At 68.9% G+C, this 18,310-nt stretch carries 19 protein-coding genes; 12 read left to right on the top strand and 7 right to left on the bottom strand.

Annotated features, from left to right (window positions below; genetic code table 11):
• Nucleotides 1-147: 147 nt before the first annotated feature.
• The 3 genes from rraA to ACWDUA_RS14400 all read left to right on the top strand — a co-directional run bounded on the left by rraA (nt 148) and on the right by ACWDUA_RS14400 (nt 3,533).
• A complete protein-coding gene (rraA, locus tag ACWDUA_RS14390) occupies nt 148-645 on the top strand; it encodes a ribonuclease E activity regulator RraA (protein WP_449751737.1) in 498 nt (165 codons plus the stop codon).
• A 72-nt stretch (nt 646-717) separates the two neighbouring features.
• Nucleotides 718-2,268 carry a succinic semialdehyde dehydrogenase gene (locus tag ACWDUA_RS14395; RefSeq protein ID WP_449751680.1) on the top strand — a complete coding sequence of 517 codons (1,551 nt, stop codon included), beginning with the start codon at nt 718-720 and terminating at the stop codon, nt 2,266-2,268.
• A gap of 92 nt (nt 2,269-2,360) precedes the next feature.
• Nucleotides 2,361-3,533 carry a CapA family protein gene (locus ACWDUA_RS14400; RefSeq protein ID WP_449751681.1) on the top strand — a complete coding sequence of 391 codons (1,173 nt, stop codon included), beginning with the start codon at nt 2,361-2,363 and terminating at the stop codon, nt 3,531-3,533.
• Nucleotides 3,534-4,305: 772 nt separating this feature from the next.
• On the opposite strand, the gene ACWDUA_RS14405 is transcribed toward ACWDUA_RS14400, so the two are convergent.
• On the bottom strand, nt 4,306-4,875 hold the full coding sequence (locus tag ACWDUA_RS14405) for an Rv1733c family protein (protein WP_449751682.1): 570 nt from the start codon (nt 4,873-4,875) through the stop codon (nt 4,306-4,308).
• Between the two features lie 215 nt (nt 4,876-5,090).
• Between ACWDUA_RS14405 and ACWDUA_RS14410 the strand changes: the two genes are divergently transcribed.
• Nucleotides 5,091-7,193, top strand: coding sequence for an ArnT family glycosyltransferase (locus ACWDUA_RS14410; protein ID WP_449751683.1), 2,103 nt, complete (start codon nt 5,091-5,093; stop codon nt 7,191-7,193).
• A gap of 29 nt (nt 7,194-7,222) precedes the next feature.
• Here ACWDUA_RS14410 and ACWDUA_RS14415 read toward each other — a convergent pair whose 3' ends face one another.
• Nucleotides 7,223-7,681, bottom strand: coding sequence for a DUF3224 domain-containing protein (locus ACWDUA_RS14415; RefSeq protein WP_449751684.1), 459 nt, complete (start codon nt 7,679-7,681; stop codon nt 7,223-7,225).
• A gap of 70 nt (nt 7,682-7,751) precedes the next feature.
• Here ACWDUA_RS14415 and ACWDUA_RS14420 point away from each other — a divergent pair, with 70 nt between their 5' ends.
• Both ACWDUA_RS14420 and ACWDUA_RS14425 read left to right on the top strand, forming a co-directional pair.
• Complete coding sequence (locus ACWDUA_RS14420; RefSeq protein WP_449751685.1) at nt 7,752-8,585, top strand: helix-turn-helix domain-containing protein; 834 nt, start codon at nt 7,752-7,754, stop codon at nt 8,583-8,585.
• 31 nt (nt 8,586-8,616) lie between these two features.
• Entirely contained in the window at nt 8,617-9,456 is an 840-nt protein-coding gene (locus ACWDUA_RS14425) for an alpha/beta fold hydrolase (RefSeq protein WP_449751686.1), read from the top strand.
• Here ACWDUA_RS14425 and ACWDUA_RS14430 read toward each other — a convergent pair.
• The gene (locus ACWDUA_RS14430; protein ID WP_449751687.1) at nt 9,434-10,204 is read right to left on the bottom strand and encodes a histone H1-like repetitive region-containing protein; all 771 of its coding nucleotides are present in this window, start codon (nt 10,202-10,204) and stop codon (nt 9,434-9,436) included. The two genes, ACWDUA_RS14425 and ACWDUA_RS14430, sit on opposite strands and share 23 nt — an antisense overlap.
• An 89-nt stretch (nt 10,205-10,293) precedes the next feature.
• On the bottom strand, nt 10,294-11,007 hold the full coding sequence (locus tag ACWDUA_RS14435) for a DUF6474 family protein (RefSeq protein ID WP_449751688.1): 714 nt from the start codon (nt 11,005-11,007) through the stop codon (nt 10,294-10,296).
• Nucleotides 11,008-11,160: 153 nt separating this feature from the next.
• Here ACWDUA_RS14435 and ACWDUA_RS14440 point away from each other — a divergent pair, with 153 nt between their 5' ends.
• Nucleotides 11,161-12,951: a TM0106 family RecB-like putative nuclease gene (locus ACWDUA_RS14440; RefSeq protein WP_449751689.1), complete on the top strand. Its 1,791-nt coding sequence runs from the start codon at nt 11,161-11,163 to the stop codon at nt 12,949-12,951.
• Here ACWDUA_RS14440 and ACWDUA_RS14445 read toward each other — a convergent pair.
• Complete coding sequence (locus ACWDUA_RS14445) at nt 12,880-13,368, bottom strand: hypothetical protein (RefSeq protein ID WP_449751690.1); 489 nt, start codon at nt 13,366-13,368, stop codon at nt 12,880-12,882. The two genes, ACWDUA_RS14440 and ACWDUA_RS14445, sit on opposite strands and share 72 nt — an antisense overlap.
• Between ACWDUA_RS14445 and ACWDUA_RS14450 the strand changes: the two genes are divergently transcribed.
• From ACWDUA_RS14450 to ACWDUA_RS14470, 5 genes are all read left to right on the top strand, one after another.
• Entirely contained in the window at nt 13,352-13,717 is a 366-nt protein-coding gene (locus ACWDUA_RS14450; RefSeq protein ID WP_449751691.1) for a hypothetical protein, read from the top strand. The genes ACWDUA_RS14445 and ACWDUA_RS14450 overlap by 17 nt on opposite strands.
• Entirely contained in the window at nt 13,714-13,866 is a 153-nt protein-coding gene (locus ACWDUA_RS14455; RefSeq protein ID WP_449751692.1) for a hypothetical protein, read from the top strand. The genes ACWDUA_RS14450 and ACWDUA_RS14455 overlap by 4 nt, the downstream gene beginning before the upstream one ends.
• A 276-nt stretch (nt 13,867-14,142) precedes the next feature.
• Nucleotides 14,143-14,700: an XRE family transcriptional regulator gene (locus ACWDUA_RS14460; protein ID WP_449751693.1), complete on the top strand. Its 558-nt coding sequence runs from the start codon at nt 14,143-14,145 to the stop codon at nt 14,698-14,700.
• Between the two features lie 72 nt (nt 14,701-14,772).
• Nucleotides 14,773-15,279 carry a hypothetical protein gene (locus tag ACWDUA_RS14465; protein WP_449751694.1) on the top strand — a complete coding sequence of 169 codons (507 nt, stop codon included), beginning with the start codon at nt 14,773-14,775 and terminating at the stop codon, nt 15,277-15,279.
• The gene (locus ACWDUA_RS14470) at nt 15,279-16,499 is read left to right on the top strand and encodes an MAB_1171c family putative transporter (protein ID WP_449751695.1); all 1,221 of its coding nucleotides are present in this window, start codon (nt 15,279-15,281) and stop codon (nt 16,497-16,499) included. Before ACWDUA_RS14465 ends, ACWDUA_RS14470 begins: the two co-directional genes overlap by 1 nt.
• A 112-nt stretch (nt 16,500-16,611) precedes the next feature.
• Here the strand turns inward: ACWDUA_RS14470 and ACWDUA_RS14475 are convergent, their stop codons facing one another.
• Entirely contained in the window at nt 16,612-17,373 is a 762-nt protein-coding gene (locus ACWDUA_RS14475; protein ID WP_449751696.1) for an SDR family NAD(P)-dependent oxidoreductase, read from the bottom strand.
• Between the two features lie 146 nt (nt 17,374-17,519).
• On the bottom strand, nt 17,520-18,245 hold the full coding sequence (locus ACWDUA_RS14480) for a TMEM165/GDT1 family protein (protein ID WP_449751697.1): 726 nt from the start codon (nt 18,243-18,245) through the stop codon (nt 17,520-17,522).
• Nucleotides 18,246-18,310: the final 65 nt, after the last annotated feature.

The raw sequence follows: 18,310 nt of genomic DNA on the forward strand, positions 1-18,310 counted from the left end.
GCGCCTCGTTCATGCCCCATCGGGCCCACCGAACGGAATCAACGAGGGCCGGAACGGCACGGCCGGCCGGACCGGTGCGTGGCGCGGCGGGTGGCACTCACCACCGGTAGGTGTTGGCGACGGTTACACCTAGTTGTGCGACCGCCTATGCTGGGCGGCATGACTGAGCTCACCTTCACCCCGACCGCGGACCTCGTCGACGAGATCGGCGCCGACGTGCGCAGTTGCGACACCCAGTTCACCCAGTACGGCGGCGTACGGGAGTTCGTCGGGCCGGTCACCACCGTGCGCTGCTTCCAGGACAATGCGCTGCTCAAGTCGATCCTCGGTGAGTCCAACCCGGGCGGAGTGCTCGTGATCGACGGCGACGCATCGGTGCACACCGCACTCGTCGGCGACCTCATCGCCGAACTCGGCCGCTCCAACGGCTGGGTCGGCATCATCGCCAACGGCGCGATCCGTGACTCGAAGGCCATCGGCGGGATGGAGATCGGCGTCAAGGCGCTCGGCACCAACCCCCGCAAGTCCACCAAGACCGGCGCCGGTGAGCGCGACGTGCCGCTCGAGATCGGTGGCATCACCTTCGTCCCCGGCGACATCGCCTACTCCGACGACGACGGCATCGTCCTCGTCGCCGCGGTCTGACCGCGGGCCCGAACCGACCACACCCGTCCGAACCCACGCCCCGACCGTCCCGACCCGCCGAGGAGTCCTCCGATGCCCAGACCCACCGCCGACTACTTCACCCGACTCGGTGCCCTGGTGGCGATCGACGACGCCGACCGTCCCGCCCGACCCGTCCTGGAGGCGTTCAGCGGTGCGGAGATGGCGACCATCCCGGTCGGCACCGCCGAGGACCTCGAGACCGCGGTGGCGCGGGCACGCACCGCCCAGCGGACGTGGGCCGCACGGACCGCCGACGATCGTGCATCGGTGATCAACCGGTTCTCCGAACTGGTGCACCGCAACGCCGGCGCACTGATGGACATCGCGCAGGCCGAGACCGGCAAGGCGCGGGCATATGCGCAGGAAGAGGTGCTCGACGTCGCGCTGACCGCACGGCACTACGCCACCGTCGGGCCCAAGCTGCTCGCCGACCGCAAGGTCAAGGGCGTCATCCCCGGTGCCACCAGCGTGCGCGTGCGGCACCAACCCAAGGGTGTGATCGGTGTGATCAGCCCGTGGAACTACCCGCTGACGCTCGCGGTCTCCGACGCGGTGGCCGCACTCGTCGCGGGCAACGGTGTGGTGATCAAACCCGACAGCCAGACCCCGTACTGCGCGCTGGCCCTCGCCGAACTGCTGTATGAGGCCGGACTGCCGCGCGAACTGTTCGCGGTGGTTCCCGGACCGGGTGGCGTCGTCGGCCAGGCCATCGTGGCCACCACCGACTACGTGATGTTCACCGGGTCGTCGGCGACCGGTGCGCTCCTGGCCGAGCAGGCCGGCCGGCGCCTCATCGGGTTCTCCGCCGAACTCGGCGGCAAGAACCCGATGATCGTCACCGCCGGTGCCGACATCCACAAGGCGGTCGAGGGTGCGGCGCGGGCGTGCTACTCGAACTCCGGGCAGCTGTGCATCTCGATCGAACGGCTCTACGTCGAGAAGTCGATCGCCGACGAGTTCACCGCGAAGTTCGCCGAGTATGTGCGCAACATGAAACTCGATGCGACATACGACTTCTCGGCAGACATGGGGTCATTGGCGTCGGCCGCGCAGGTCGAGACCGCAGAGGCGCATGTCGCCGACGCCGTCGCCAAGGGTGCCATCGTGCTCGCCGGCGGCAAGCGCCGCGCCGACCTCGGCCCGTTCTTCTACGAACCGACCGTGCTCACCGGCGTCACCGAGGAGATGACCTGCTACGGCGACGAGACCTTCGGTCCGGTGGTGTCGGTGTACCCGGTGGACACCGTGGACGAGGCGATCGCCCTCGCCAACGACACCCCCTATGGTCTCAATGCCAGCGTGTGGGCGGGCAGCAGCGCCCAGGCCCAGAAGATCGCCGAGCAGCTGCGGGCGGGCACCGTCAACATCGACGAGGGCTACGCGGCCGCCTGGGCGTCCACCGCGGCCCCGATGGGCGGCATGGGCATCTCCGGTGTCGGCCGCCGGCACGGCGAGGAGGGGCTGCTGAAGTACACCGAGTCGCAGACCATCGCCGAGCAGCGGTTCCTCGGCATCGACCGGGCGCCCGGCATCCCGCAGGGCGTGTACCGCGCGGTCACCCCGCTGGCCATGCGGGCGCTGAAGTACCTGCCCGGCCGGTAGCGCGGCATCCACGACGGTGACCCGGGTCACCGTCGTGGATGCGGGGATTCCCCTGATCGCATGACAGGCCCCAACCCCCTGGATCCGGTTGGATGTCAGGGGTGTTCGGTTGGTTGTCGGGCCGTGGTGCCCGCATGTCGCGGCGGTCGGTACTCGGTGGTGTCGCACTGGTCGCGCTGACCGGTGCACTCGTCGCGGCGTCGGCGGTACCGACCGGCGGGGTCGCCGCCGAGATCGTGGCCGTCTCGGAACAGGTCCCGGCTCCGCCGGTCGATCAGGACCTCGTGCTCAGCTTCACCGGCGACAACATCCTCGGCACCGACGACAACTTCTCGTCCGCGACGAGCCTGCCGACGGTGTGGGCGCAGAACGGTCGGCGCCCGGACTTCTTCTTCCAGAACGTCCGACGCTACTTCGACGCCGACGACCTCACCGTCGCCAACTTCGAAGTGGCCCTGACCGACCGGCTCACCAAACGGTACAAGGGCGAGGGAGAGGTCTACCACTTCCACGGCAGCCCGGCACTGGCCGCCACCCTGCCCGCCGGCGGGATCGACGTGGTGACCGTCTCCAACAACCACACCTTCGACTACGGGCAGACCGGGTTCGACGACACGCTCACCGCACTCCGCGGTGCCGGGGTCCCGTACTTCGGATCCGGCTATGCCGGTGAGGGATCGGACTACGACTACCGCCACCTCGCGACCGTGAAGGGTGTGACGTTCGGATTCATCGGCTATCAGGCATGGACCGACGACGCCGATATGCGAGGCACGCTGGTCTCCGACATCAAGGCCCTGCGCGCCGACGGCGCCGACGTGGTGATCCCCTTCATGCACTGGGGAATCGAGTCCGAACATCAGCCGTACGCGGTGCAGACCGAGCTGGCCCACCTCGCCATCGATTCCGGGGCCGACCTCGTCGTCGGCACACACCCGCACGTGATCCAGGCGATGGAGATCTATCGCGGCAGACTCATCGCCTACTCGTTCGGCAACTTCTCGTTCGGCGGCAACAGCAACCCCGCCGACAAGCGGACGTTCGTCCTGCAGACCCGGTTCCGGATGTCCGGAGCGCAGGTCCGCGGCGTCGACTTCAAGGTCATCCCGACTCGAGTGTCACGCACCGAAGCCTACAACGACTATGTTCCGACGCCGTACCCGCCGGGCGAGAGGGAACAGGTACTCGCCTTCATCAACGAGATCTCCCCGACGCTGGACGGCCGCGCCGCCGACGCCTTCGTGCCGGTGGTCGGGCGGGGGTAGAGCGCGTTGCGGACATCGTCGGGTCACTGGGTCTCGACACGGGTCCTCGCGATGCTCGGTCCCGGCTCGACCATCGTTGGGGTGGTGCTCGTTGACGCTGGTTGAGCCGCTGGGGAGCGGGGCGACGAGGCGTGTGTGTTCGGTGGTTGAGCCGCTCCGAGGTGGGTGTGGACATGGTCGGGTTGCTGGGTCTCGACTCGGGTCCTCGCGATGCTCGGTCCCGGCTCGACCATCGTTGGGGTCGGGTCGGTTTTTGCTGGTTGAGCCGCTGAGGAGCGGAGCGACGAGGCGTGTCGAAACCTCTGTTGGCCGGCGTCGGGTGGTTGAGCCGCTCCGAGGTGGGTGTGGACATGGTCGGGTCGCCGGGTCTCGACTCGGGTCCTCGCGATGCTCGGTCCCGGCTCGACCATCGATGGGGTGGTGCTCGCTGACGCTGGTTGAGCCGCTGAGGAGCGGAGCGACGAGGCGTGTGTGTTCGGTGGTTGAGCCGCTCCGAGGTGGGTGTGGACATGGTCGGGTCACTGGGTCTCGACTCGGGTCCTCGCGATGCTCGGTCCCGGCTCGACCATCGTTGGGGTCGGGTCCTCGCGATGCTCGGTCCCGGCTCGACCATCGTTGGGGTCGGGTCCTCGCCCTGGGGGCTCGGTCTCGGCTCGACCATCGTTGGGGTCGGGTCCTCGCCCTGGGGGCTCGGTCCCGGCTCGACCATCGATGGGGTGGTGCTCGCTGACGCTGGTCAAGCCGCTGAGGAGCGGATCATCCATGGTGTGGGCTAGTGCGACGCCCACCCGTGCGGGGCGATTCCGGCCTGACGCCACTCGCGGTCCCAGTCGTCGGCGAGCCGGCGGGTGATGCGCCGACGCAGCAGCACCGCGATGCCGAGGGCTGCGGCTGCCGCGGCGATCCAGGCGGTCGCACCGACCCAGACACCGCAGAAGACCCGCTCGAACGGGCCGGCGTGGTCGGTCAACCGGGTACCGTCCGCCGTCGTCCAGACCGGTACCTGCGTACCTTTCAGGGTTGAGCGCGAAACCTGGGTCATACCGGTGTATTCGGTCTCTCCCCGGCGCCACACCACAGACGCGGCGGACTCGGCGGACGTGGGGTCGGTCGCGGCGACGCTGACCACCGTCGCGGTCGTCGGGACGGCGGTCTCGGCCCGCTCGGTCACCATTCGGTAGGTACTCATCCCGGCCCACGTACACAGGGGAACTGCGGCCAGGACGATCACCAGCATCGCGAGCATGATCCAGGCGATGGTGCGGTCGCCGTGGCGCATCAGGGGATTGGACGACCAGGGCCGATACGGCGCGGTCCGCTGCCGGCTGAATGAGGTGGCCATACTGTCCTCGTGGTTCGGGATTTCCTGCAGTATCCAGAATTCGCCTCGAACGCCGCAAAATCCAATCTCGTGGTGTAGGACACACAGTTTCGGTGGTCTCCCTGATCGACGCTACGCCGATTCGGCGCTCACAGGCTTCTCCCAGCGTGCTACCAGCGGTGCCGGAGAGCGACAGCGCACGGTGGACACCAAAGCCATCCGCTCAGGAGGAAAGAATGACCGCACTACTGGACCGGGCGAGCACCTCGCCGCCATCCGACCACACCGCACCACCCGACCGTCGTCGGACCGGCCGATCGTTGCCCTGGGGGAGGTTCGGACTGGTCGGGCTGCTCACGTCGACCGCCGTCCTCTACCTCTGGAACCTGTCGGCGAGTGGCTATGCCAACACCTTCTACGCGGCGGCCGCGTGGGCCGGCTCGGAGAGCTGGAAGGCGTGGTTCTTCGGTGCGCTCGACCCGTCGAACTTCATCACCGTCGACAAGCCGCCCGCCTCGCTGTGGGTCACCGGGCTCTCCGTGCGCCTGTTCGGGATGAACTCGTGGGCCGCGCTCGCGCCACAGGCGATCATGGGCGTGCTGTCGGTGGCCCTGCTGTACGCCACCATGCGCCGCGTGTTCGCCGACCCGCGGCAGGGGACAGCCGCGGGCCTGATCGCCGGAGCGGTGCTCGCCTTCACCCCGGCCGCCGCGCTGATGTTCCGGTTCAACAACCCCGATGCGCTGCTGGTGCTGCTGATGGTGGCCGCCGGCTACTGTCTGGTGCGTGCGGTCGGCACCAACTCCGGCCGCTGGCTCGCGCTGGTCGGCGTGGCCCTCGGCTTCGCCTTCCTGACAAAGATGCTGCAGGGTCTGCTGGTGCTGCCCGCGTTCGCGCTGGCCTACCTGGTCTTCGCGAACAACGGCTGGGTGCGTCGCGTCCTGCAGTTGCTCGGCGCGGCCGTCGCGATGATCGTGTCGGCAGGCTGGTTCGTGGTGGTGACCATGCTGGTCCCGGCGAGCTCGCGACCCTACATCGGTGGCTCCACCGACAACTCGTTCATGGACCTGGTGTTGGGCTACAACGGCATCGGCCGGATCAGCGGCGGCGAGGGACCCGGCGGCGGTGGTCCCGGTGGTGGACAGGCCGGCGGCTCGTTCGGCGGATCGACCGGCCTCAACCGCCTGTTCGGCTCCGAGATGGGCAACGAGATCTCCTGGCTGCTGCCCGTGGCGCTGCTGGTCGTCGCCTTCGGTGTGTACCTGATGATCCGCAGTTTCCCCGTCTTCAGCTACCGCAACGGCGTCAACCGGTCCGAATCCGCGGCGATCGTCGCCTTCGGCGGCTGGCTCCTGGTCACCGGCATGATCTTCAGCTACATGAGCGGCACCATCCACCCGTACTACACGGTGGCGCTGGCCCCGGCGATCGGTGCGCTCGTCGGCATGGGCGGCGTGTTCGCCTGGCGGCGTCGCGCCGACTGGGACGGCCGGATCGCGCTGGGTGCGATGATCGGACTGGCCGGCTGGTGGTCCATCGTGCTGCTCGACCGCAACGACTGGGGCCCCGTCTGGTGCCGCTGGCTGATCGGTGCGGTGGCGATCCTGGCGATCGTCGGCGTGATCGCGGGCAGCCTGCTCGGGCTGAAGAAGATGCTGGTCGGCTCTCTGATCGCCGGTGCACTCGCCGGCTTCGGCGGAACCGCGGCCTTCTCGATCGCCACGGCCGCCACCGCCCACGGCGGATCGATCCCGACCGCGGTGCAGACCAGCATGGCCGGCGGTGGAATGGGCGGCCCGGGCGGAGGCACCCGCCCGTCCCAGAACGGTCAGACCCAGAACGGTACGACCCCGAGCGGTACGACCCAGAACGGTCAGGCGCAGTCCGGTACGACCCAGAACGGTCAGGCGCAGTCCGGTACGACCCAGAACGGTCAGGCGCAGTCAGGCACGACCTCGCAGAGCGGGACCCAGCAGTCGCAGTCCCAGCGCGGTGGCGGGATGGGTGGCCCCGGCGGGGACACCTCGTCGAACACCGAGCTGGTGGCGCTGTTGCAGGCGTCCGACACCAAATGGGCCGCCGCGACCAACGGATCGCAGTCGGCGGCCGGGATCGAGATCGCCACCGGCAAGGCCGTGATGGCCATCGGCGGCTGGAGCGGCGACCCCGCCCCGACCCTCGACGAGTTCAAGCAGATGGTCGCCGACGGCCAGATCGCCTACTACATCGGTGGCGGCCAGGGCGGCGGACCCGGAGGCAACTCGGAGATCTCGCAGTGGGTGTCGGCGAACTTCACCGCCACCACCGTCGGAGGACAGACCGTCTACAAACTGATCTGATCCGACGACGCTCCTGAGCCCGACGACGGCTACTCGATCGTGTACTCCACGGTGATCGGGTAGCCGTCGTCGTCGTGTCCGGCGATCTCGATGTCGGCGTGGCCGCGCATCCGAGCGAGTCCGCCGGTGCCGAGGCCCTCGACGATGGTCAGCCGCTCGTGGACACCGACGGCGTCGTGGGTGCCGTCGTGGCGGAACACCAGGGTTCCCTCGTGGCCGTCGATGGACCCCTCGAAGACCTCGAAGCCGGTGGTCGGAGCCGCGGCGCCCTCGATGTAGGCGATCAGGTAGGCCAGGGTGCCCTGGCCGCTGAGGTCACCGGAATAGGTGTAGGTGACGTCGGCGCGGGTGAAGCCATGTGCCGGGTACTGCATCCCGCTGATCTCCACGGTGCGGTCGTCGCGGGTGTAGACCGGGTTCTCGGTCCAGGAGGTGACCTGGAAAGTGGCTGTGGCGGTGTGTGTTCGGGGTTGTGATGTGGTGTCCATGGACCCATCGTCGCGCGCGGTGGGCGGCGTTTCTTGGACAAACGCGACAGCGCCCCCGACACTGGATCCCGTGGCAGCAGACGCCCCCGAGGGGCGGGGACAGGGCGCGATCATCGGGGGCGGTACGAGCCTTCCGCTGCGGGTGGGGCGGTACGCGCCATCTGAAGCGCTCGCGTACTGGGTGGACTACATCTGGATCGTCCGGTGGTCGGTTCGCGAACCCCATGTGCAGCAGGTGATCCCGCAACCGGTGATCCATGTGGCCGCCGAGGGCGGCCGGCTGTCGGTACACGGCGTGGGCGACAACAGCTTTGCCCGTACCCTGATCGGTGACGGGCACACCGTCGGAATAGCCTTTCGTGCCGGTGGTTTTCGCGGATTCGTCGACGGTCCGGTGAGTGCGCTGAGCAGATCGGTCCGGCCACTGCAGGAGATTCTCGGCGTCGACGACCGGCCGATCGCCGCGGCCCTGCTCGACCCGATGGCCGACGACCCCGAGCTCGTGAACCGGGCGGCGGAGTGGTTGATCGGGCTCGGTCCCACCGCGGACCCGGTGATCGGTGATATCGCCGGGCTCGTCGACATGGCCGAACGCGATGCGACGATCACCCGTGCCGAACAGCTCGCCGAGATCTCCGGCGTGAGTCTGCGGACGTTGCAGCGTCAGTTCGGCGACTACGTCGGGATCGGCCCCAAATGGGTCATCCAGCGATTCCGGGTGCTCGACGTCGCCGCGGTCGCCAACCGCGGTGGGGAGGTGGACTGGGCGGATACCGCTCTGCGACTGGGTTTCAGCGACCAGTCCCACCTGATCCGTGCGTTCACGCGTATCGTCGGGACATCACCGGCGTCGTACGTCCGTGGCGACCACCCGTCGTCGCGGATGGACTCCGACAGCCGGTGACGTGGACGAGCGGAGGGGCGAGGTCCTTTACATGATCACTGAATTCAGCAGGGGCGGATATATTTTCGATGTCATCGACTCGGGGCCTGCCGATTCGGCCATCCCGGTGGTGCTGCTGCACGGATTCCCGGAGCGGGCGTCGTGCTGGGAATCGGTGACGCCCGTCCTCAACCAGGCGGGACTACGTACCGTCGCCCCCGACCAGCGCGGGTACTCGCCGCGTGCCCGGCCGGACCCTGTGCGTGACTACCGGATGTCGGAGTTGGTCGCCGACGTCATCGCGCTCGCCGACGCGCTCGACGCCCCGCGGATCCACCTCGCCGGTCACGACTGGGGTGCGGGCGTGGCGTGGGCCGTTGCCGCAGACCACCCCGATCGGGTGGCCACGCTGACCACCTTCGCCGTCCCGCACCCGGGGGCCTACCTGCGCGCGATGCCGCGCGGGCAACTGCTCCGGTCGTGGTACATGGGGCTGTTCCAGATCCCGCGGCTGCCCGAGTGGCTGATCAGCACGGGCGCATCAGGGCGGGGGCCGCAGATCGGGTCGCCCGGCTTCACCGAGACACTGCGCACCGACATCGTCGAATACGGTGCGCTGACCGGTGGCCTCAACTGGTACCGCGCCATGCGTCTGGGCGATCGGTCGTTGTTCAACCGCAAGGTCACGGTCCCGACGACCTACGTCTGGGCCGACCGTGACGTCTTCCTGTCCCGCGCCGGTGCCCGCGGCTGTGCCGCGATGGTCGACGCGCCCTACGAGTTCCGTGTGCTCGAGGGCGTCGACCACTGGATCCCGCAGCGCCGCCCGGAGGCGGTCGCCGACGCGATCCTGTCGCGGGTGGCCTCGGTCAGCGACGACGACGAAGGATGACGAACACCGCCAGGAGTGCGGCGACGATTCCCCCGATGATCGCGGGGACGGGCCGCGGGTAGGGCAACTCGGTCGGTGCGCCCGCGCGCAGCTGGGCGAAACTGGCCCGTTGCGCGTCGGATTCGGCCACCACGTCCACGATCGGCTGTGGTTCGACCTCCGGTCGGGGTTCGGCGGGGGCCTCCGCCTCGGTACCCGAAACCGGTTCTGCCGCACCCTGTTCTGCTGGAACCGATTCTGATTCCGGCGCCGACTGCGCGGGCACGGCAGACCCGGATGTGACTGCCTCTGGTGTGACACCTTCGGCTGCAACACCTTCGGCTGCGGTCGGTTCCGGACCGGGGGTGGGACCCGACGGCACGTCGAGGGGGAGGGTGGGCTCGAGGACGTCCTCGGCGGGAACCCCGGCCGGCGGAACCGACTTCGGCGGGGCGCTCTTGGCGGTGGTCTTCCTGGCCGGTGCCTTGTTCGCGGTCTTCTTCGCGGTCGTCGTCTTCTTGGCGGGGGCCTTCTTGGCCGGCGTCTTCTTGGCGGCAGCCTTCGTCGGGACCTTCTTTGCCGGGGCCTTCTTGACCGGTGCCTTCTTGGCTGGTGCCTTCTTCGCCGCTGCTGCCTTCTTCGCCGCTGCTGCCTTCTCCACCACCGACTTCTCCGGGGCCTCGTTCTCGGGAGCCTTCTTCGCCGGTGACCGGCCGGCGGGTGTGGAATCCGTGGGTGGCGCAGGGGTGGTCGGCTCCGGTTCACTCATGGCTTGATCGCTCCCTTGCGTCTGCTGCGGTCGGCCACTCCATCCTAGTGGCCGGTGTCCGATTCGGTCCCGGTGTGAATGCCCTGGGGTCAGGCTCGGACACCCAGTCGGGCCAGGATGTCGGCGTCGATCGCACCGAGTTCGTCGGTGATCGCCCGGTGCGCGGTGCGGCGCTGAGCCGCCGACATCGGCTCCGCGGCGTCGACGGCGATCGCGAGGTTGTCCAGGCGTTTGGTCATCGCGGTGACGAAAGCCTGCGAGTCGGCCGACGAATCCTGGGTGGCGACCTTCTGCAGCGAGTCGCGGGTGGTGGCGATGCGTGCGGCCAGCGGTGCGCCGTGGCCGGAGTACTGACTCAGCAGTCCCGGGGCGACACCGGCCCGCTCAGCCTGCAGGCCGGCGATCCGGCCGCGGCCGGCCACCGCGGCGCGGTAGGCGATCGGCGCGACGATGGGGGCGACCATCCGGGCGACGGTCAGGTAGCGGCGCACGCTCGCGGGGCTGAACGGCTTGGCGTCGACGGCGGCCTTGGCCTCGGCGGCCACCGTCTTGGCCTCCGCCTGCGCGACCTTGACCTGGGCCTTGGCGTTCTTGCGTTCGACCTTGGCGAGTTTGCGGGCGTTCTTGCGATCGAGTTCGAGTTCCTGTTCCCGGAAGCGGTGCTCGGCCTTGCGCTCGGCCTTTGCGGCCTTCCGGCGGTCCTTGGACTCGAACTTCGCCTCGTACTTGGCCTTCGCCTTCAGCGCCTTGCGTTCGGCCTTGCGCTGGGCGCGGGTCTTACCGTCGGACGAGAACAAACCCATCAGGGCAACCTTTCGCTGCGAAAACGCCGGATGGTGGCCGCCCATACCACGACGCGCCGGACCGACGCGCGGGCGTGAAGCAGACACCGCACGGTCAAGCATTACATAGGCTCGGCACTGGAGGTCGGCGACGCCCGGCCGAACCGGAGTTGGATGATCGACACGCCCGACGGGCGGGGAAACGAGGAAAGTGTGGCGGTGCCGATGCTGCATCCGCGGGATCTCGCCGGATGTGAACACCGCCTCGCGCTCGACGTCGCGCATCCGGACCTGGTCCGCGACCGGCCACAGACCCCTGAGGCCGCACGCCGTACCGAGGCCGCGGGCCGTCACCGCGATCGTGTTCGTGACCTGCTCGCATCCATGCACACCGATCAGCCGGGCGCCTTCGTGGTGATCGGCCAAGGCCCGACGCCGCAGCGTGCGGAGGCGACCCTTGCAGCCTGCGCCGACGGTGCCGAGTGGATCTGGAACGCCACCCTGCCGACCGATCGCGTCGCCGGCCGGCGCGGTCACTCCGAACTGTTGGTCCGCGTGGACGGCGGATATCTGCCGGTCATCGTCGTCAACCACCGGGTGAGTTATCCGGCCAAGACCCGCCGCGACCTCGCCGGTGCACCCACCCCCTTCCGGACCAGCCCACTGTGGGGGTGGGTGCCCACCCCCGACCCATACCGCGTGGGCCGCAACCACCGGCGGGATCAGCTCCGGCTGGCGCAGCTGACGCAGATGCTGATCGACACCGGCCTGTCCGTCGCCGACGACGAGGAGCAGTTGCGTGCCGGGGTGATCGGCCTCGACGCCGATTGCATCGTCGTGCACCGCATGCAACCGCTGCTCGACGAATACCGCACGGTGTTCGAGCGGCGCCAGGCCATCGCCGCAGGTCAGCTCGTGACCACACCTCGGCGAGTCGGTGAGTGCCGCAGCTGCGCGTGGTGGGGCCGGTGCGGACCGGAACTGGCCGAACGCCGCGACATCAGCCTCGTGGCCGCCGGTGACCAGGCCGATGCGCTTGCCGAGATCGGCCTCACCACGATCGATCAGCTCGCCCGCCACCGCGGTCCCGCACCGGCGAACTGGCCCGGCAGCGTGGCGTTCGACGACGCGATCGTCAACGCGATCGCCTGGCTCACCGACACCCCGCTCATCCGCAGGCGGGAGAACCCGCAGGTCGCGCGCGCCGATGTCGAGGTGGACGTCGACATGGAGTCGTTCGGCGAGGACGGCGCCTATCTCTGGGGAACCCTGCTCACCGACAACGTCGACACCGACCGGCCGGTGGTGTACCGCGCGTTCGCGACCTGGGAACCACTGCCGACCCGCGACGAGGCGCGGTCGTTCGCCGACTTCTGGGCGTGGTTGATGGCCGAACGTCGTCGGGCGCACGACGCCGGCAAGACGTTCGCCGCCTACTGCTATTCCCAGCAGGCCGAGAATCGGTGGTTGCTGGGGTCGGCCGACCGGTTCTCCGGTGAACCCGGCATCCCCCGCCGCACGGAGGTGGAGGCGTTCATCGGTTCGGCGGAATGGGTCGACATCTATGAAGCCGTCGGCACCAACTTCATCTGCCCACAGGGCAAGGGGCTCAAGAAGATCGCCCCGGTCGCCGGGTTCACCTGGCGCGATGCCGAGGCCGGGGGTGCGGCCTCGATGGACTGGTATCGGGCTGCGGTCGGGATCGGCGACGCCGTCCTCGACCTCACCCAGCGGGACCGGCTGCTCGAGTACAACGAGGACGATGTCCAGGCCACCAAGGTGCTCCGCGAATGGATGGACTCGGCCGACGTCAGGACACTGCCGACGGCCGGTGAACTCCTGGCGTTCCGCGGACCGGACGGCTCCGAAACCGTCGATTCGGGTGTGGCCGACTCAGAAGCGGGTGGTGCGCAGCGCGTCGAGGAACGGGCCGCTGCCGACAAGGGCGAGCGCGCCCAGCAGTAGCAGGCCTCCCGGCGCGGTGTCGACGAGGAATCCGCGCACGCCGGCGAGCACGGGGGCGACCGTCTGCGGTGCGGCTTCCGGTGGGGTATCCGGTGCGGCCGCCGCCACCGCGGTGTCGGGGTTCACGCTCGACTGCTGGTGGTCAGGGGTGTCGACGGAACCCGGTCCGGTGTTGGGGCTGCCGGCTCCCGTCCCCTCTGAACCGCCTCCGGAACCCGCACCCGCGGACGCCGCACCGCCGGGCGCGGCCGGAGCGCCGGGTGCCGCCGGAGCGGCCGGGGCCACCGGGACCAGCCCCGGGGGTTCGGGTGCGTTCACCGGTCCGGCCGGAGCCGGCGCAGTGGGGCCCTGCCCACCGGACGGCAGGGCCGGAACGATCGCGTCGTTCGAGGTGTGGTGGGTGGTGGTCGTCGTCACGATGCTCGTGGTGGTCTCCGAGCCGGTGGTCTCCGAACCAGATGGCGAACTGCCCGACGAGGACGAACTGCCGACCGAGGACGAACTGCCGGATGACGGCGAACTGCCGGCCGAGGACGAACTGCCGGATGACGGCGAACTGCCGACCGAGGACGAACTGCCGGATGACGGCGAACTGACGACCGAGGACGAACTGCCGGATGACGGCGAACTGCCGACCGAGGACGAACCCGAGGTCGGGTCGTCGTCGACGGGAATGCTGCTCGTCTGGCCGGTCGCGCCGCTGGTGTTCCCGCCGGTGCTGCTCCCACCGGGACCGTTGGTCCCGCCGCCGTGGTTCCCGCCATGACCACCGTGGTGGTGACCGTGACGGGATGTGTCGCCGGGCGCGGCGAGGGCGAGACCGAACCCGGCACCGACCAGCAGGACGGCCAGGGCGCCGAGGGCGAAGGCGATCGGCAGCCGTCGCCGCTGGGCGGTCGGCACACGGTGACGTGAACCCATGCGTACTCTCCGGTCGGGGTCGGTGACGTGGCGGCACCGACTCGTGTTCGTCATATGTTCACCGCGTGGTCGAACTGATGTCATCCACCGCGGGTGCGATCGGGGTTGATTGTGACCAACGACACACTCGTCAGCGCCGTGCTGGCAGAAGAGGTCCGACGGGGCGGAGATCGCAACATCAGACAATATTTGATGATAGTCATCGTTGCGGTGTCGGCCGTCCACGGTCTTTAATGATTGCAAATGCAACTTTCAGGTTTCGGAGAAGGTATGACGCCACGAGGGGACAGCAAGTCCGCGGGTCAGACGAACGACGACCTCCAGAAGCCGGTCGACACGGATCCTGGACTGTTCGCGCGCCGGCTCGAAGAACTGTTCCGCACCGTTCCGGGCCCCAACGGCCGCGCGTACAGCGCCAAGGCCATCGCCGCCCGGTCCACCGAACGTGGATTCCGGCTCGGCGAGTCGTACCTGAGCCAGCTGCGATCGGGCAAGGCCAAGTCGCCGTCCTTCCGGACCGTCGAGGGAATCGCGGCGGCATTCGGTGTCGACGTGCACTATTTCCTCGAAGACCGGGCGGCGCAGCGCACCCGTGACGAGATCGACATGATGCGCCTGCAGGCCGACACGAACGTGCAGCTCGCAGCCTTCCGGCTGGCCGGTCTGTCCAGTGATTCGGTGACCGTCGTCAACGAGCTCATCAAGGTCCTCCGCGAGCAGCAGGGGCTGCCCAAGGACCCGCCGGATATCGTGGCTGCTGGATTGACCGAGGAGCAGGATTCGGATCAGCGGCTGCGTGTTGTCGGCGGCAAGGAGATCCAGGACTGACATCCACGGGTCCGGCGGCCGTGAGAGTCGTCGGCCCGATCTGCTCCGTCGACGACGAGAGCGGGTTTTGCGATGATGCGCACGGGTCGGGAACTGCGGGCGCTGTGCCGCGAGGCATTGTCGGATCTGGATCTGGATCTGCCGCTGGACGCAGAACAGCTCTGTGAGCGGTACGGCGCGCGGCGCGGTCGCCCGATCCGGGTGATCGCCCACCCGTTGCCCTCCGGCGTCCCCAACGGGGTGTGGCTGGCCGCCGAGGACGCCGACTACTTCTTCCACCAGGCGAACACCACCCGCTGGCATCGTGACCAGATCATCATCCACGAGTTCGCCCACCTGATCGCCGGCCACCAGATGCTCGGTGAGGTGTCCATGGTGGCGGCGCTGACCGCCGAGACCACCGACGCGACCCTGCAGCGGACCTGCTATTCCGACGAACGGGAACGCGAGGCCGAGACCCTCGCCTCGATGATCCTGACCTGGGCGGCCGAGGCCGGCGACGCTGTCGGCCACACCGCCGACGACCCGGGGGTCCGTGACCTGCAGCGATTGCTGGGAGGCCACCGGGGGTGGCTGTGATGGTGCAGCCGACGATGGCCGTCTCGTGGTCGACCGGCCCACTGGTGGTCAACGTGGTGGCCCTCGCCGCCTTCGTCGGGGCCCTGTGCTGGCGTATCGATCAGGTCCGGCGCAACGGCGGCGGGCTGCAGGCCTTCGCCATGACCACCTCCATCGCGGCCCTCACCCTCGCCTTCGCCGTGTCCAACCACTCGGCCTCGGAGACCCTCGACGACATCGGGTTCGTCGGATTGTCCCGGCTGCTGCTCTATGTGCTTCTCGCCGTCGGCGTCGCCGGTCTGGTGATCGTGTTCTTCCTGCCGGGCGGTCGGGTCACGCGGGAACGTCGTGCCGGGGTGGAGGCGGTGCCGCTGGTCGCCGCATTGGTGGGGCTGCAGATCAGCCTGTCCTTCATCCCGACCGACATGCGCACCGCATCGATCAGCGAGTGGACGCTCAAGAACTGGGGATTCGCCCTGTTCTACCTGATCGCGAGCGGTTACCTCGCCTATGGGCTCGGCGCGTGCGTCCGCAGCGTGAGCAAGTACCTGCGGCTGGCCGACGGCTACCTGCGCACGTCGTTGTCGGTGCTCGTGGCGGGCCTCGGGCTGCTCGCGGCAGGATCGATCGTCCAGGTCGTGTACGTGCTCACCGGTGCGCTCGGGCTCGTCGACCTGCCGTGGATACTCACCGCCAGCCGGGTGTTCGCGGTCACCGGGCTGGTGCTGTTCCTGGTCGGGATCAGCTATCCGATGCTGCAGGCCAAGTGGCAGGGTCTCTCCCGCAGCCGCCGGCGCCGCCGGGATGCGCAGGCGATCCTGCCGCTGTGGACCCTGGTCACCGATGCGGTGCCCGAGGTGGTGCTGCCGATCGACGGCACCCTCTCGCCGACGGCACTGTTGCACCGACGGGTGGTGGAGATCCGGGACGCGCTGTCACAGCTGAGCCCGCTGCTCCCCGCCGAATTCACCACCACCGATCCCGAACAGCAGATCTGGATGCTGCAGATGGCCGTCGCCCTGCGCACACGCGAGGGGGCGAGTCCCGGCGCGGTGTGGCCTGTGCTACCCGAGTCAGGCGGGGGACTCGACGGCGACGCCGCCCCGCTGCTTGCCCTGTCGAGGGTCCTCGCCGCCGCCCAGGGGGATGACGAGCAGCGGGAAGACGAGCAGTGGGATGACGAGCAGTGCGATGACGAGGAACGGACGTCGGATGAGGAGCAGATGTCCGACGAGGACTGACCCGACGTCGGCCGATCGACACGGATCAGGCCGGGGCCGAGGCACGCCCATCGACGTGGGTGTGCTCGACCCCGGCCTGATCCAGGTGCTGCGGGTCCGCTGTGGGCTGCGGTCAGCGCGGCGCCATACGGATCGCGCCGTCCATCCGGATGGTCTCGCCGTTGAGGTAGTTGTGGGTGGCGATGAACTCGGCCAGTTGCGCGTACTCGGTGGGCTCACCCAGACGCTGCGGGAACGGGATGGCCTCGGCCAGGGTCTTCTGGAACTCGGGGGTGACCCCGGCCAGCATCGGGGTGCTGATGGTACCCGGCGCGATGGTGCACACGCGGACACCGATGCGGGCCAGGTCGCGCGCCGCGGAGATGGTCATCGCGTGTACGCCGCCCTTGGACGCGGCGTAGGCGATCTGACCGATCTGGCCCTCGAATGCGGCCACCGACGCGGTGTTGATGATCACGCCGCGCTGTCCGTCACCGTCGATCGGATCCTCGTCCTTCATGCGGTTGGCGGCCAGCCGCATCACGTTGAAGGTGCCCACCAGGTTGATGTCGATCAGTTTGCGGAACAGATCCAGCGAGTGCGGCCCCTCCTTGCCGAGGATGCGGGCGGCCCAGCCGACGCCCGCGCAGTTCACCGCGACGCGCAGCGGCGCGCCGGAGGCTGCGATGGTGTCGATGGCGGCCTGGACGTCGTCCTCGCTGGTGACGTCGGCGGCGATCAGGGTCACCCCGCCGACCGGTGCGGCCTTGTCGATCGAGGCCTGCAGGTCGAGGCCGAAGACCTGGGCTCCGGCGGCGGCGAAGCGGGCGGCGGTGGCCGCGCCCAGGCCGGAGGCGGCACCGGTGACGAGTACGGAGGAGCCGGAGACGTCCATCGAGAATCCTTTCAGAAGGTCGCCGGCAGATTGCCGAGCGATCGTTCGGGTTCTCGATCACCGTAGACACCGGGGTTCCGGGCGAAAACGGCAACCCCCGGATTCGCCGGTCGTCCACGCGCGGGGCGGGTGCCCACCCCGCGAGGTCAGGCGTGGCCGTCGCCGCTGTGTCCGACGACCTCTCGGGACTGGTCGGGCCGTCTGTGGGCACGCTGCTGATGGACCCGGCGGATGTAGGCGGCGCCCACCCCGACCAGCACGACCACCGCGGAGACGGTCGCGACGATGACCGGGGTGCTCGCCTCGGAGAGGCCCTCGGCCAGCAGGAGCCCGGCGAAGACGAAGAACAGGACCGCGGCGCCGTAGGCGATCGCGCGCTCGGGCAGATGCTTGCCGAGGAGTACGCCGAGGGCGATCGCCAGCGCGTCGGCGGCGACCATGCCGATGGTGGACCCGATCCAGACGCCGAGCCAGTTGTTGTCGGTGGACAGGGTGATGGTCGCGAGCATCGTCTTGTCGCCGAGTTCGGCGAGGAAGAACGACGACATCACCGCGAAGAAGACGGACTTGCCGACCCGGTCGGCCTTGGTCTGCTCGGAGTCGTCCAGGTCGTCACCGCGTAGGGTCCACAGCCCGAAGACCAGCATCGCCAGGCCGGCGACGATCGAGATCAGATCGGTCGGGATGGACAGGCCCAGGAAATGCCCGAAGAACACCGACACGGCGTGAACGGCGGTGGTGGCCACGGTGATGGCAGCCAACACCACCCACCACCGGTAGCGAAGCGCGTAGGTCATGGCCATCAGCTGCGACTTGTCGCCGAGCTCGGCGACGAAGATCACGCCGAAACTCAACAGGAGGGCAGCGGTCATATCGGCCAGGTTAGACAGCCCTCACCAAGGGGTGCAACACCACGCCCCACCCGCATTTCTGCAGG

The sequence above is a fragment of the Gordonia sp. NPDC003376 genome, from assembly GCF_053589235.1.

Excerpts from the sequence above, each read along its gene's own strand:
- rraA (WP_449751737.1), top strand. The coding sequence starts at position 148 with ATGCTGGGCGGCATGACTGAGCTCACCTTCACCCCGACCGCGGACCTC.
- ACWDUA_RS14395 (WP_449751680.1), top strand. The coding sequence starts at position 718 with ATGCCCAGACCCACCGCCGACTACTTCACCCGACTCGGTGCCCTGGTG.
- ACWDUA_RS14400 (WP_449751681.1), top strand. The coding sequence starts at position 2,361 with ATGTCAGGGGTGTTCGGTTGGTTGTCGGGCCGTGGTGCCCGCATGTCG.
- ACWDUA_RS14405 (WP_449751682.1), bottom strand. The coding sequence starts at position 4,875 with ATGGCCACCTCATTCAGCCGGCAGCGGACCGCGCCGTATCGGCCCTGG.
- ACWDUA_RS14410 (WP_449751683.1), top strand. The coding sequence starts at position 5,091 with ATGACCGCACTACTGGACCGGGCGAGCACCTCGCCGCCATCCGACCAC.
- ACWDUA_RS14415 (WP_449751684.1), bottom strand. The coding sequence starts at position 7,681 with ATGGACACCACATCACAACCCCGAACACACACCGCCACAGCCACTTTC.
- ACWDUA_RS14425 (WP_449751686.1), top strand. The coding sequence starts at position 8,617 with ATGATCACTGAATTCAGCAGGGGCGGATATATTTTCGATGTCATCGAC.
- ACWDUA_RS14430 (WP_449751687.1), bottom strand. The coding sequence starts at position 10,204 with ATGAGTGAACCGGAGCCGACCACCCCTGCGCCACCCACGGATTCCACA.
- ACWDUA_RS14435 (WP_449751688.1), bottom strand. The coding sequence starts at position 11,007 with ATGGGTTTGTTCTCGTCCGACGGTAAGACCCGCGCCCAGCGCAAGGCC.
- ACWDUA_RS14440 (WP_449751689.1), top strand. The coding sequence starts at position 11,161 with ATGATCGACACGCCCGACGGGCGGGGAAACGAGGAAAGTGTGGCGGTG.
- ACWDUA_RS14455 (WP_449751692.1), top strand. The coding sequence starts at position 13,714 with ATGACCACCGTGGTGGTGACCGTGACGGGATGTGTCGCCGGGCGCGGC.
- ACWDUA_RS14460 (WP_449751693.1), top strand. The coding sequence starts at position 14,143 with ATGACGCCACGAGGGGACAGCAAGTCCGCGGGTCAGACGAACGACGAC.
- ACWDUA_RS14465 (WP_449751694.1), top strand. The coding sequence starts at position 14,773 with ATGATGCGCACGGGTCGGGAACTGCGGGCGCTGTGCCGCGAGGCATTG.
- ACWDUA_RS14470 (WP_449751695.1), top strand. The coding sequence starts at position 15,279 with ATGGTGCAGCCGACGATGGCCGTCTCGTGGTCGACCGGCCCACTGGTG.
- ACWDUA_RS14475 (WP_449751696.1), bottom strand. The coding sequence starts at position 17,373 with ATGGACGTCTCCGGCTCCTCCGTACTCGTCACCGGTGCCGCCTCCGGC.
- ACWDUA_RS14480 (WP_449751697.1), bottom strand. The coding sequence starts at position 18,245 with ATGACCGCTGCCCTCCTGTTGAGTTTCGGCGTGATCTTCGTCGCCGAG.